The sequence below is a fragment of the Arenimonas soli genome, assembly GCF_014643775.1.
Taxonomy (GTDB): domain Bacteria; phylum Pseudomonadota; class Gammaproteobacteria; order Xanthomonadales; family Xanthomonadaceae; genus Arenimonas; species Arenimonas soli.
Genome location: NZ_BMKC01000003.1, coordinates 133,254 through 146,958 on the forward strand (window position 1 = coordinate 133,254; position 13,705 = coordinate 146,958).

General features: G+C 71.3%; 10 protein-coding genes. 5 read left to right on the forward strand and 5 right to left on the reverse strand.

Annotated elements, in window-relative coordinates:
- Positions 1-8: 8 nt before the first annotated feature.
- Positions 9-1,142 carry a D-2-hydroxyacid dehydrogenase gene (locus IEX13_RS11220; protein ID WP_188664230.1) on the forward strand — a complete coding sequence of 378 codons (1,134 nt, stop codon included), beginning with the start codon at positions 9-11 and terminating at the stop codon, positions 1,140-1,142.
- Here IEX13_RS11220 and IEX13_RS11225 read toward each other — a convergent pair.
- The 5 genes from IEX13_RS11225 to IEX13_RS11245 all read right to left on the reverse strand — a co-directional run bounded on the left by IEX13_RS11225 (position 1,139) and on the right by IEX13_RS11245 (position 8,357).
- Entirely contained in the window at positions 1,139-4,246 is a 3,108-nt protein-coding gene (locus tag IEX13_RS11225) for an efflux RND transporter permease subunit (RefSeq protein ID WP_188664231.1), read from the reverse strand. The two genes, IEX13_RS11220 and IEX13_RS11225, sit on opposite strands and share 4 nt — an antisense overlap.
- A 3-nt stretch (positions 4,247-4,249) precedes the next feature.
- Positions 4,250-5,323 (reverse strand): efflux RND transporter periplasmic adaptor subunit, encoded by a 1,074-nt coding sequence (locus tag IEX13_RS11230; protein ID WP_229668528.1) that lies wholly within the window; start codon positions 5,321-5,323, stop codon positions 4,250-4,252.
- A 132-nt stretch (positions 5,324-5,455) separates the two neighbouring features.
- On the reverse strand, positions 5,456-6,502 hold the full coding sequence (locus IEX13_RS11235) for a GGDEF domain-containing protein (protein ID WP_188664233.1): 1,047 nt from the start codon (positions 6,500-6,502) through the stop codon (positions 5,456-5,458).
- A gap of 155 nt (positions 6,503-6,657) precedes the next feature.
- The gene (locus tag IEX13_RS11240) at positions 6,658-7,419 is read right to left on the reverse strand and encodes an ABC transporter permease (protein WP_188664235.1); all 762 of its coding nucleotides are present in this window, start codon (positions 7,417-7,419) and stop codon (positions 6,658-6,660) included.
- Positions 7,416-8,357 (reverse strand): ABC transporter ATP-binding protein, encoded by a 942-nt coding sequence (locus IEX13_RS11245; protein ID WP_188664237.1) that lies wholly within the window; start codon positions 8,355-8,357, stop codon positions 7,416-7,418. Before IEX13_RS11245 ends, IEX13_RS11240 begins: the two co-directional genes overlap by 4 nt.
- Positions 8,358-8,507: 150 nt before the next feature.
- Between IEX13_RS11245 and IEX13_RS11250 the strand changes: the two genes are divergently transcribed.
- From IEX13_RS11250 to IEX13_RS11265, 4 genes are read left to right on the forward strand one after another with little or no spacing between them, the layout of a single operon-like run.
- Entirely contained in the window at positions 8,508-8,918 is a 411-nt protein-coding gene (locus tag IEX13_RS11250) for a GntR family transcriptional regulator (protein WP_188664239.1), read from the forward strand.
- 1 nt (position 8,919) lies between these two features.
- Entirely contained in the window at positions 8,920-9,825 is a 906-nt protein-coding gene (locus IEX13_RS11255; RefSeq protein WP_188664241.1) for an ABC transporter ATP-binding protein, read from the forward strand.
- A gap of 10 nt (positions 9,826-9,835) precedes the next feature.
- Complete coding sequence (locus IEX13_RS11260; protein WP_188664243.1) at positions 9,836-11,656, forward strand: hypothetical protein; 1,821 nt, start codon at positions 9,836-9,838, stop codon at positions 11,654-11,656.
- Positions 11,653-13,662 (forward strand): S9 family peptidase, encoded by a 2,010-nt coding sequence (locus tag IEX13_RS11265; protein WP_188664245.1) that lies wholly within the window; start codon positions 11,653-11,655, stop codon positions 13,660-13,662. The genes IEX13_RS11260 and IEX13_RS11265 overlap by 4 nt, the downstream gene beginning before the upstream one ends.
- Positions 13,663-13,705: the final 43 nt, after the last annotated feature.

Consider the following 13,705-nt stretch of genomic DNA (forward strand, 5'->3'; position numbering starts at 1 on the left):
GGAAAACCATGTCCATGCCCGCCTTGTTTTCCCGGCCCTGCCGGGCCGTGTTCGCCGGCATTTTCGCGCTGGTCCTGCTGGCGCCGGCCCAGGCCAGCCAGCCCGACCCGCGCGTGCGCGAGCTCATTGCCCAGCTTGACCTGCGCCAGGCGGACACCCCCTCGCGCGAACATCCGCGCTGGCAGTCGCCGCGGCGCGTGGTGGTGTTTTTCGCCGACTCGGCACACCTGGCCAGGCTGCGCGAACTGGCGCCCGATGCCCGCGTCGAAGCGGCCTCGGACGATGCCGCACAGCGGCGCCGCCAGCTGGCCCGCGCCGACGTGGTGATCGGCGGCTGCAGCGCCGCCAACTTCGCCGACGCGCCGGCGCTGCGCTGGTACCAGGCGATGTCGGTGGGCGTCGAGAACTGCGTCGCCGTGCCCGGCCTGGCCGGGCGCGGCGTGGTGCTGACCAACATGCAGCGCACCAGCGCGCCGCCGATCGCCGAACACGCCATCGCCATGGCCCTGGCGCTGGCCCGCGGCCTGCCCACCTACGGCCGCGCCCAGCAGGCCGGTGAATGGCAGCGCGGGGCGTTCGGCCATGCCCGCGAACTCGGCGGCCGCACGCTGCTGGTGGTCGGCCTGGGCGGCATCGGCACCGAAGTCGCGCGCCGCGCCGACGGCCTGGGCATGCGCGTCATCGCCACCCGCAACAGCGGTCGCCTGGGGCCGGATTTCGTCGCCAAGGTCGGGCTGCCCGACGAACTGCTGGCCCTGGCCGCCGAAGCCGACGTGGTGGTGAACGCCGCGCCGCTGACCCCGGCCACCACCGACCTGTTCGACGCCGAATTCTTCAACGCCATGAAGCCCGGCGGCTATTTCATCAACATCGCCCGCGGCCGCAGCGTCGTGCAGGACGACCTGGTCGCGGCGCTGCGCAGTGGCCACCTGGGCGGGGCCGGCCTGGACGTCACCGACCCGGAGCCGCTGCCGGCCGGGCACCCGCTGTGGGCCATGCCCAACGTGATCATCACCCCGCACGTGGCCGGCAACTCCGACCGCGACGACGAGCGCTCCTGGCTGCTGATCAACGAAAACCTGCGTCGTTACGTCGCCGGTGAAGCGCTGCTAAACGTCGTGGACATCGAACGCGGCTACTAGGCCGCGGCGGTGCGTTCCCGCCGGCCCAGCACCGTCACCAGCAGGGCCGGCAGGAAGCACAGCGTCACCCCGGCCGAAAACGCCAGGCCGAACAGCACGATGGCGCCCAGGCCGCGGTAGAGCTCGGTGCCGGCGCCGGGGATCAGCACCAGCGGCGCCAGCCCGAACAGCGTGGTCAGCGTGGACATCAGGATCGGCCGCAGGCGCGACTGCACCGCGCCGGCCACGGCCTCCTCGACGCTGGCCGCGCCTTCGGCGATGCGCTGCACGGTTTCGTCCACGATCAGGATCGGGTTGTTCACCACCGTGCCCAGCAGCACCAGGAAGCCCAGCAGCGTGATCATGTCGAAGGGCTGGCTGACGAACAGGTTCAGCACCGCCAGGCCGATGATGCCGCCGGCCACGCCCAGCGGCACGGTGGCCAGCACGAACAGCGGCCGGCCCCAGTGCCGGAAGATCGCCACCAGCAGCAGGTAACACAGCAGCAGGGCGATGGCGAAGTTGCCCGACACTGCTTCGCGGGTGGCCTGGAGCTGGTCGCTGGCGCCGCTGATGTCGATGGAGACGCCCGGCGGGATTTCGCCGGCGCGGCGCATCGGTTCCAGCAGTTCCTCGCGCACGCGTTCGACGCCGGTTTCAAGCGCGATGCCGCGCGGCGGCACGATGTTCAGGGTGACGGTGCGGCGGCCGTCCAGGCGCCGGATCGAATCGGTGTCGGCGCTCTCGCGCAGGTCGGCCAGGGCCGACAGCGGCAGCACCGCGCCCGAGGGCGTGGCCACCGGCAGGTCGCGCAGGGCGTCGAGCTGCTGGGTGCCGGCGCCGCCGAACAGGTAGATGTCCACCTTGTCATCGCCCAGGATCAGCTCGTCGACGAAGGCGCCGTCGCTTAGCGCGGCCACCGCGAAGCCGAAGCCGGCGGCGTCGTAGCCGACCTCGGCCAGGCGTTCCCAGCGCGGCACCAGCTCCACCAGCGGCTGGTCCAGGCTCAGGCTGGACGGGTCCGAGCCGATGCGGGCGCCGGGGAACAGGTCTTCGGCGCGCCGGTAGCCACGTTCGGCCACGGCGTAGAGCTCGGCCAGGTCAATGCCCGAGATGTCGAGGTTGATGCTGCGCGAACCGCCGTCGTTGCTCGAGATGATCGAGCCGCGCGAGGAAAACGCGCGCATGCCCGGATAGGCGCGGAAACGCCTGTCCAGCGCGTCCATCACCGCGTCGATGTCGGCCGGGTCCACCGGCTCGGCGATGATGCGCAGGCCGCCCGGGCTGGCCGAGAGGTTGTAGTACGCCAGCGGCGGCAGGTCGGTGACGCCGGCCTCGAACGCGGCGCGGTCGGCCTTCACCTGCGGGCCGATGTCGGCCATAACCTCGCGGGCGATGCCTTCCATCTCGGCCAGGTTGTAGCCCGGCGGCGCGATCATGCGCGCGAAGGTCTTGGGCTCCTCGCCTTCGGGCAGGTACTCGGCCGGCGGCGTCAGCAGCCACAGCGCCAGCCCGGCCAGCAGCACCGTGCCCACCAGCACCTGCACCCGCCGGCGCGCGCTGGCGGCCAGCCAGCGGGTGCCGCTGGCGATGCGGTCGAACCAGGCCTGGCCCGGCACCCCGGCCTGGCCCTGGATGCCGAAGGACAGGCGCCCGGCCAGGGCCGGCACCACGGTCACGGCGATCAGCATGGACGCCAGGATCGAGGCCGAAATGGCGATGGCGATGTCCGAGTACAGCTGGCCGGCCTCTTCCTGGATGAACAGGATCGGCGCGAACACCAGTACCGTGGTCAGCGTCGAGGCCAGCACGGCCGGCCATACGCGGCGCACGCCGGCCAGCGCACTTTCCATGCGGCCCAGGCCCTTGCGCCGGGCCTGGTCGATGCTTTCGAGCACGACGATGGTGTTGTCCACGGTCATGCCGATGGCGAAGGCGACGCCGGCCAGGGAAATGACGTTGAGCGTGCGCCCGGCCAGCAGCAGGCCGACGAAGGCGGCGATGGTGCAGATCGGTATCGCGATGACGCCGGCCAGGGTCTGCCGCTTCGAGCGCAGGAAGGCGAACATCACCAGCGTCGCCAGGCCGGCGCCCAGCGCCAGGTTGGTCCAGACATTGGCGACGGAGTCCTCGACGTAGCGTGCGTCGTCGCTCGACAGCGTCAGCTCCAGGCCCAGCGGCGCCAGCAGGTCGGCGTTGACCTCGTCCACGGCCGGAAGCATGGCGCGCTTGATGGCGATGACGTTCGAACCCGGTTCGCGGCGGATCGACAGGCTCAGCGCCGGCTCGCCGTTGTTGAAGCTCAGTTCCCGGCGCTCGTAATGGTCGAGCTTCACTTCGGCGATGTCGCGCAGGCGCACCACCACGTTGTCGCCGCTGGCGACGACCAGGTCGCGCAGCTGGTCGATGTCGCGCAGCCGGCCGACGGTGCGCAGCAGGTAGCGGCGCTTGCCGCTGTCGAGGTCGCCGCCGGAGGTGTCGCGGTTGCGCGCGCGCACGGCCTCGCGCACCTGCGAAAGCGTCAGGCCACGTTCGGCCAGCCGGCCCGGGTCCACTTCGATGCGCACCTGGCGTTCGCTGCCGCCGCCCACCTGCACCAGGGCCACGCCCGGCACGCGTTCCAGCCGCGGCCGCACGAAGTCTTCGACGTAGTCGCGCATCATGTCCAGGTCCAGATCGAGCGCGCTGTCTTCGCGGGCGCCGATGCGGAAGTACATGAAGGCATTGTTGGAGAACGAACTGGTGGACAGGCTGGGCTGGTCGACGTTTTCCGGGTAGTCCGACACCTGGCTGAGCGCGTTGGACGTGCGGATCAGCGCCTCGTTGATGTCCACACCGAACGGGAACTCCAGTTCGATGCTGGCCTGGCCGGTGCTGGCGCTCGACACCATGCGGCTGAGGTTGGGGATGGTGCGCAGGTATTTTTCCTGTTCCAGCAGGATCTCCTGCTCGACGTCCTGGGGCGTGGCGCCGGGCCAGCGGGTCTGCACGCCGATGGTGCGCACTTCCAGGTCGGGGATCATCTGCACCGGCACGCGCAGCGCGGCGGCGGTGCCCAGCACGCACAAAACCAGCACGGCGACCGCGATCAGGGTGCCGTGGCGCAGCAGGCCTTCGAAACCCATGGCTCAGTCTTCCCCGGGCGCCACGGCCTGGCCGTCGCGCAGGGCTTCGTTGCCGCGGACCACCACGCGCTCGCCGGCTTCTATGCCTTGGGCAATCGCGACCAGGCTGCCGCGGTCGCGCAGCACCCGCACCGTGCGCTGGCGGGCGACCCAGCCGTCGCCGTCGGGCAGGACGACGAACAGGCTGTAGCCGCCGTCGGGCTGGCGCAGCAGGGCGTCGCGCGGCACCGCCAGCGCCGCCTGGCTGGCGGGCAGGGACACCACCGCCCGCGCCGAGGTGCCGGGCAGCAGCCGGCCGTCGGCATCGTCCACGCGCAGGCGCAGCAGGAAGGTGCGCGCCTGCGGATCGGTCACCGGCACCCGCGCTTCGATGCGGGCGGGCAGGGCGTCGCCGGCCAGCGCGTCGGGGAAAACCTGCACCGTGGCTTCGCCGGCCAGCGCGGCGAAACGTTCCTGCGGCACCTGCAGGTCCAGGCGCACGCGGTCGGTGGCGACCAGGTCGAGCACGGTGTCGCCGCGCTGCACCCACTCGCCGGCTTCGGCGTGCTTGGCGCTCACGACACCCGCGAAGGGGGCGGGCAGGGCGTGGCGGCGCACCAGTTCCTGCTGCTCGGCAGCGGCGGCGCGGGCGGAATCGGCGGCGGCGCGCGCCTGGCTCAGGCGGGCTTCGAGCGTGCCGACCTGGCTGGCGGGGATGAACTTGTCGGCGGCCAGACGGCGGCCTTCGTCCAGCAAGCGTTGGGCTTCGGCGGCGGTGGCCGCGGCTTCGGCCGCTACGGCGCGCACCCGCGCCAGCGTGTGGCGGGCAACGGCATCATCGAGTTGCACCAGCACCTGGCCCGCTTCGACCCGGTCCCCGGCGTCCACCTTCACCTCGCGCACCAGGCCGTCGACGCGCGGCGACAGGCCGGCGGCGCGGTCGGCGGTCAGGGTGCCGGTAAGCTGGAACTGTTCGCCGAAGTCGGCGGCCCGCGGCACCACCACGCGCACGGGCATGGCGGCCAGGGCCGGCAGGGCGGCGACCGCCAGGAGGGCTGGCAGCAGCCAGGGCGCCCAGCGGCGCGGGTTGGTGCTCATGCGTTGCTCCCCGGGTTCGAGCAACCAAGCCTAACAAGCCGATGGGCAGCGGCCATGTGAAATCCGCGTCCCGGCAGCCGCCGGGAGCCCATCGTCAGCCTTGCTCGCCCGCCAGGGGCCGCGGTGGCCAGGTCAGTGGCGCGGCCGGCCGGACACCAGGCGCAGTCGGCGTTCGCCGGGGCGCGAGGGGCCGTCTTCGAAGCTGACGCGATCCCGGCCCGCGTCCTTGGCCCGGTAAAGCGCCGAATCCGCGCGCGCAAGCCAGCGCGGCCAGTCGTCCTCGGCCTCCAGCGTGGCGGCGCCAATGGACGTGGTGACCCGCAGGCCTTCGGCCAGGGGCTGCGACTGCACGGCGTCGCGGACCTTTTCGAGGGCGGCGCGTGCGCCGCTGTGGTCGGTATCGGGCAGCAGCAGGACGAACTCTTCGCCGCCGAGCCGATAGAGCCGGTCGCGCTTGCGGATGCAGGCCTGCACGCGTTCGGTGAAGGCCATCAGCACCCGGTCGCCGGCGTCATGGCCGTAGTCGTCGTTGACCTGCTTGAAATGGTCGAGGTCGAGCACGGCCAGGGTCGCGGATTCACCGCGGGCGTGGTGGCCCTTCAGGGCCTCGGCCAGTTCGACTTCCATGCAGCGCCGGTTGGCGACGCCGGTCAGGGCATCGCGCGTGGCCAGGCCCTCGAGCATCTTGCGCTGCACGTCGGTGAGGCTGGCGAAGATGAAGGCATACAGCATCACCAGCGCCGCGCTGACCGCGAAGGCGGCCATCGCCAGCGTTGACGCGAAGGGCGCCACCACCAGGCCGGAGACGATGATCAGCACGCCGCAAACCGTGGCCATCAGGCGCGGCGCCAGCATGTAATTGGCCAGGATCACGGTATAGGCCCAGAACAGCCCCGCCGGACCGAGCACGCCGCCGAGCAGGGCGCAGGAAAGGGACACCACGACCGCATTGATCTTGCCGGCCAGGGCGCTGTTGCCGGTGCGCCAGGCGAAAGCGGCATTGCCGATCATCACCAGGATCAGCACCAGGTCCAGTCCGGCTGCCAGCCATTCGCCGTTGAACACGCGCGCCACCGCGAACGGCGTTACGCCGACGACGGTAATGACGGCGAACAGCAGGATCATCGCCAGCCGGACGTCGGTACCGATGTGTGTCTTGAGGAGGTGCTTGAGCGCCATGGTGCGAACTGTGCGCCGCCACAGCCGCAGGGTTTGCGATCTGGGTCGCGGAATCACCGCTTCCACGGGCCGCCGGGGCCACCGGCGTTCCGATCTGTGAGCCAACGCACCCTCGCCGCCGGGGCGTTTTCGCCAACGGCGTCACGAATGCCGTTTCAGGCCTTGAGCCGCCACCCGGAGCGGAAAATCGCGCGCACGGTCGCCAGGCACACCACCAGGAAGCCGATGATGGCCGCGAAACTCACGACCACGTCCACGTCCGACTGCCCGAAGAAGCTCCAGCGGAATCCGCTGATCAGGTAGACCACCGGGTTGAACAGCGCGATCTTCTGCCAGACCGGCGGCAGCATGTCGATCGAATAGAACGCGCCGCCCAGGAAGGTCAGCGGCGTCATCACCATCAGCGGGATGATCTGCAGCTTCTGGAAGTCGGTGGCCCACAGGCCGATGATGAAACCGAACAGGCTGAAGCTGACCGCGGTCAGCACCAGGAACAACACCATCGCCAGCGGATGCGCGATGTCGTAATCGACGAAGAAGCGCGCGGTCACCAGGATCAGCAGGCCCAGCATCACCGACTTGCTGGCCGCCGCGCCGACGTAACCCAGCACCGCCTCGACCCAGCCCACCGGCGCCGACAGCAGTTCGAATATCGTGCCGGCCCACTTGGGCATGTAGATGCCGAAGGCCGCGTTCGATATCGATTCGTTCAGCAGCGACAGCATGATCAGGCCCGGGATGATGAAGGCCCCGTAGCTGACGCCGCCCACTTCGCCCATGCGCGCGCCGATGGCGGCGCCGAAGACCACGAAGTACAGCGAGGTGGTGAGCACGGGCGAGAGGATCGATTCGCCGATGGTGCGGAAGGTGCGCGCCATCTCGAAGCGGTAGATGGCCCTGACCGCGTGCCAGTTCATGCCGGACCTCCCTTGCCGCCGCGGTGCACCAGGCTGACGAAGATTTCCTCGAGCGAACTTTCCTGGGTGTTGAGGTCGCGGAAATCGATGCCCTGGTCGGCCAGTCGGCGCAGCAGGGTGGCGATGCCGGTGCGTTCGCCCTGCACGTCGAAGGTATAGACCAGCGACAGGCCATCGTCGGACAGTTCCAGCGGCTGGCCGGCCAGCTCGGCCGGGATCGCGGCCAGCGGCGCCTGCAGGTGCAGGGTCAGCTGCTTCTTGCCCAGCTTGCGCATCAGCGCGTCCTTCTCGTCCACCACCACCAGCTCGCCGTGGTTGATCACGCCGATGCGGTCGGCCATTTCCTCGGCTTCCTCGATGTAGTGCGTGGTCAGGATGATGGTGGTGCCCTTGTCGCGCAGCTCGCGCACCAGGTTCCACATGTCGCGGCGCAGCTCGACGTCGACGCCGGCGGTGGGTTCGTCCAGGAACAGGATGGCCGGTTCGTGCGCTAGTGCCTTGGCGATCAGCACTCGACGCTTCATGCCGCCCGAGAGCGCCATGATCTTGCTGTCGCGCTTGTCCCACAGGCTGAGCGAACGCAGCACCTTTTCCAGGTGGGCGTCGTCGCGTGGTTTGCCGAACAGGCCGCGGCTCAGGCGCACCGTGGACCAGACGGTTTCGAAGGCGTCGGTGCTCAGTTCCTGCGGCACCAGGCCAATCTTGGCGCGTGCTTGCCGGAACTCGCGCACGATGTCGTGGCCGTCGGCGAGCACGCTGCCGCGGCTGGCGTTGACGATGCCGCAGACGATCGAGATGAGCGTGGTCTTGCCGGCGCCGTTGGGGCCGAGCAGGGCGAAGATCTCGCCGCGACGGATGTCCAGGTCCACCGACTTGAGCGCGACGTGGCCACTGGCGTAGGTCTTGCCAAGGCCGCGGATCGAAAGGATGGGTTCCATGCGGGGCACGTGGGGGCAGGGGGCGCCCATGGTAACGCCCGTGCCCGGAGCGCGCGGGGGCCGGAGCGGACCGTGACTTCCGGCCGGGTTGACGGGGCCGGCCCGAACTGGTGTATTAGCCGCACTAGGACAGTAAAGACAGAGGCAGCCATGGCCCGAACCCGCCCCCTGGTGATCCAGGTCGTCACCGGCGATCCCCGACCGATCGGCAGGCAGATCGTCGATGGCGTGCGCATGGCCATCGCCACCGGCGAACTGGCGGCCGGCGACCAGGTGCCCAGCGTGCGCGGCCTGGCGCAGCAGTTGAACGTCAACCCCAACACCGTCGCCAAGGCCTATGCCGAACTCGCGGCCGAAGGTTGGCTCGATGCGCGCCAGGGCCTGGGCTTGTTCGTGGCACCGCCGCGGCAACGCCTTAGCGAGGTCGAGCGTGACCGCCGCTTCGACGAAGCCGTGCAGCGTTTCGTGCACGAGGTAGTCGCCCTGGAAATGCGCCCGGCCGATGCCGTGGCCCGGGTGCAGGACGCCCTGCGTGGCCTGGCGCCGCGGCGGAGGGCCTGACATGGACGCCGACGTCATCCGCACGTACGCCCTGGGCAAACGCTACGGCGGCAAGCAGGCGCTGGACCGGCTGGACCTGGCGCTGCCGGCCGGCCAGGTGCACGCCGTCGTCGGCGCGAACGGCGCCGGCAAGAGCACGCTGTTCCGGATCCTGCTCGGCTTCCTGGCACCCAGCGAGGGCCGCGCGACGATCCTGGGCCGCGACTGCGACCGCCTGCGCCCGCAGGACCGCGCGCGCATCGGCTTCGTCAACGAAGAACACACGCTGCCGGCGTGGATGCGCGTGCGCCAGCTGGTGGCGATGCAGCACCGGCACTACCCGCGCTGGCGGCAGCCGGCCTACGACGAGGTCATTGGCCACTATCACGTGCACGACGCGCAGCGCGTGGGCCAGCTTTCGCGCGGCGAACGCGCCGGCCTGAACCTGGCGATGGCCCTGGCGCAGTCGCCGGAACTGTTGATCCTCGACGAACCGACCCTGGGCCTGGACGTCGTGGCCAAGCGCGCCTTCCTCGAAGCGCTGCTGCACGGCAACGCCGCGCGGGGTTGCACGGTGGTGTACTGCTCGCACCAGATGGAGGAAGTCGAACGGGTGGCCGACAACCTGGTCATCCTCGAAGGCGGCCGCCTGCGCCACACCGGCGCGCCGGACGACTTCTGCGAGCGCGTCTGGCACTGGATCGCCGACATCCCGTTCCGTGCGCCGGACCCAGCCACGCTGCCGGGCTTGCTGCAGCACCAGCAGATCGACGGCCTGCACCACTACCTGGTGTTCGACCAGGGCGAAGCTTTCGGCAGCGTGCTGCGGCTGGCCGGGGCGCGCCGCGTGCAGCACGCGGCGGTGGGGCTGGACCGCGCGGTCAATGCCTTCCTGTCCACCCACCACGCCGCGCCCGCGGCAGCCTGAGGAGTCCGGCATGCGTGATCTTTTCCTCGCCGAGCTCGTCCGCTTCCGCGCCTGGGCCGCGCTGGCCGGCCTGCTGCACTTGCTGGCGCTGGCCTTCCTGGCGCGCATGCTCGACCCGCTGCAGCAGACGGTGCTGGTTTATGGCGGCGTCGCGGCGGTGCACGTCCTGCTGGGCCTGCTGCTGGGCGCCTACCAGTGGGGTGGCTACCGCCGGCCCGCGACCTGGCTGCAGCTGCTGCACCGGCCGCTGCCGCCGGCGCGCATCGCACTTTCGCTGGGCGCTTCGGTCGCGGCGCTGCTGGCCTGCGTGGTCGCACTGCCGCTGCTGGTGATGGTGCTGGGGCAGGAGTTGCTCAGCCAGCGCGTGGCCGACCTGCGTCATTTCGGCTTGCCGGTCGCCGCCTGGTTGCTGGCGATGCTGGGCTACCTGGCCGGGGCCTTCCTGGTGCTCGCGCCGCGGCGCATGGCGGTGTTCGGCCTGGTGCCGCTGCTGTTGCCGCTGGCCAGCCACGCCAGCGGCGTCGGCGCGCTGGCCATCCAGGCGCTGTCCTTGGCCCTGGCCGCCGGCATGCTGTGGGCGGTCTTCAAGCCCGACCTGTCGGCATCCCCGCGCGGCGCACTCGCCGAAGTGCTGGTCGCCGCGCCGGTGCAGCTGGGCGTGTACACGCTGCTGGTGAGCGCGACACTGGCCGTGCAGCTGGGCTGGATGCTGGTGGGAAGCCATCCCCTGAACGGGCCGCCGCCGGCCGGTGGTTACGTCGAAGCCAGCCGCGCTGAAGGCGGCGAGCTTCTGCGCGCAGGCCTGGCTGGAAGCGCCCACCCCAACGCGGCGCTCTGGCGCGAGCAGGCGTTGCTGTCGCCGGTGGTGACCCTGGCGCCGTCACTGCGCGACCTGCCGACGCGCGGCCAGCTGGCCAATCCGGCGCCCCTGCAGTTCGACGACCCGGACGCGCGCGTGCGCTGGACGCTGAGCCATGACGATGCGCTTTTGCACGGCCTGGGCCTGGCCGACGGCCAGCCCGTCGCCACGCTCGGCGCCGGCGAGGCGGGGCAGGCATTCGACGCGCTGCCGCTGCCGGTCGGTGGCCCCTGGCTGGCCAGCGCACGTGGTGTCTACGAATACCAAAGCGCGCGCCAGCGACTGCACCTGCGTATCGCGCTGCCGGAGGGCGAAACCCTGGTCAGCGTGCCCGAGCGCGCCGGCGAAATGCACGCCGCGCTGAGCGACCGCGCGCTTTACCTCTACGACGCCCAGGCCTTTGGCGACGACTATGCGCGCGTGCCGCCGCTGCACCGGCTGCCGCTGCCGGCGCCCGCCGGCGACATTGGCCGGGTGGACCTGATGGCCCTGCTCGATGGCCAACTGGTCAGCGTCACCACCGGGCGCGGCAGCATCGACGGTCCCGGTGACGCCGCCCAGACCGTACTCTGGCTCGACGGCGAAGGGCGGGTCACTCCGGTGGCCAAGCGGCACCTGTCCGCGGATTTTCCCGATGTGCTGCGTCACTGGGAGTGGTGGATGTCGCCAGCCTGGCAGGCGGCGCGGCGCGGCCTGGCCTGGGCGTTCGCCGAACCGGTCGCGATGGACGTGCGCTCGCCGCCGCAGCGCCCGTACGCCATCCAGGCGCTGGCCGCTGGCATGTTGCTGCTTTCCCTGCCGGGCGGCCTCTGGCTCTGCCGGCGGCAGGGCCTGCGCGGCCGGCGACGCCTTGCGTGGTTGCTTGCCTGTGCGACCCTCGGGCTGCCGGCGCTTCTCGCCTTGCGCCTGGTGCACCCGGACCGCGAACGCGCGGCGGCCGTGCTCGCCTCCGAACAGCCGGCCAGCGCATGAAGTTCACCTGGCTGCCCCTGTGTTGGCTGCTGCTGGCGGTGTCGCTACCCGCTGCGGCTTCTTCCGTGGCCGGCATCGAAGAAGCCGTGGCCGAAGCCAGGTCGCTGGCACCAGCGGAGGTGCTGCCAAGGGCGGCCTTCCTGGCCGACGATCCCCTGCGCGGCGTGGTGCTTTCCCCCGACGGCCGCCAGGTGGCGGTGTTGCGAACCGGCCGCGACGGCGCCAGTGCCCTGTGGCTGCACCCGGCCGACGGCAGCCGCCCGCGCCGGCTGCATTCGCGCGTGGATGCCCGGGCGGTGTGGTGGTCGCAGGACGGCAGGTTCCTGTTTCTCGAGGGCAAGGGTGGCATCACGCCGCTGGCGATGGAGTCCGCCGTTGCCGGGGTGCCCCTGATGGCGCGCGAAGGCGTCAGCCACGAAGTGCTGGGCCGGGACCTGGGTCGCGACCACGCACTGCTGCTGCTTGAGCATGACGCGCCGCGCGGCGCCGAGCCCGTGTCGCGGGTATTGCGCCTGTCTGCCAGCGGCAGGCGCGAAGTGCTGCACGAAGACAGCGCGGTGCTCGGCGACGCCGCGCTGTCGGCCGACGGGAGCGTGCTGTGGCTCCGGCGCGTCAGTGACGCCGGCAATACGATCGTTCGTCGCGAAGGCAACTCGGCGCCGCGCGACGTGGCGACCTGCGTCGCGCTGCAAGCCTGCCGCTTTCTTTCGGCGGCGCCGGACGGTGGCCTGTGGCTGCTGTCCGACGTCGGCGGCGACCGCCAGGCCCTGCAGCACCTTTCAGCCCAGGGTGCGTGGCGGCAGGTGGCAGACGATCCGGCCGGCGAATCGGACGCCGATACCGCCAGCCTCGACCCGGGCGATGGCCAGCCGCGCCTGCTCACCTGGCGCAGCACCACGCCGGGCCAGCGCGCACTGACGCCTGCGGACGCCGCCGCGCTGGCGCGCCTCCAGCGCCACATCGGCCATGCCGACCTGCGCATCCAGCTGGCTCACGCTCAAGCGCCGTGGCTGGTGCAGGCACGCGAGGACACCGCCGCCTGGCCGCGCTGGTTCACCTACGATGCGCACGCCGACGTGCTGGTTCCGATCGACCTGCGCGGTGGCGAAACCACGCCCTTGCCTGCCGATGCGCTGGCGCCGCGCCGCGCCATCACCTGGACGGCCAGCGACGGCCGCCGCCTGCACGGCTGGCTGACCCTGCCGCGTGGCCGCGAACCCGCCGGGGTGTCGCTGGTGGTGCTGGTGCACGGCGGGCCCTGGTCGCATGCCGGTGCGGGTTATTCGGCCACCGCGCAGCGCCTGGCCATGTTGGGACATGCCGTGTTCGAGCCCAACTTCCGCGGCTCCACCGGCCTGGGTCGCGACTACCTGCTGTCGGCGCAGGGCGACTTCGGACTCGGTCGCGTGCAGGCCGACATTGATGAAGGCGCCCGGGAGCTGCTTGCCGCCGGCGTGGGTGCGCCGGACCGTGTCGCCATCGTCGGGGCGTCCTTCGGCGGCTACGCGGCCCTGCAGGGCGTGACCCATGCGCCGGATCTCTACCGGATGGCGGTCGCGGTGGCGCCGCCGCCGGACTTCGGCTGGTCGCTGCGCTGGGCCACACAACACAGCGACCTGCGGCGACAGCCCGGGGTCCCGCTGGCCGCGCGCTTTCGTGCGCTGGGCGTTGATCCCGAGGACGCAGGGCTGATGGCCAGGCTTGAAGAGCAGTCGCCGCTCGCCCATGCCGCGAAATTGCGGCGGCCGGTGGTGCTGGTGGGTGGCGGTCGCGATACCCGCGTCGCGCCGCGCAGCCTCATCCACTACGCCACGACGCTGCGCGGCCAGGGCAAGGACGTGCAGTTGCTTTTCGATCCCGACGCCGGCCACGGCTTCGAGGCGCCGCTGACCCGCGAGGCCACCGGGTTCGTACTTGAGGACGCGCTGCGCCGCCACATCGGCGGTGAAGCGCCCGAGCCCGCCTCCGCGCCCCTGGCCGATTACCTTTCACGCCATTTGCGCTGAACGGCGGCTGCGGTCGCGGTGGCAGGCCCCGCGGCGCGCGGGT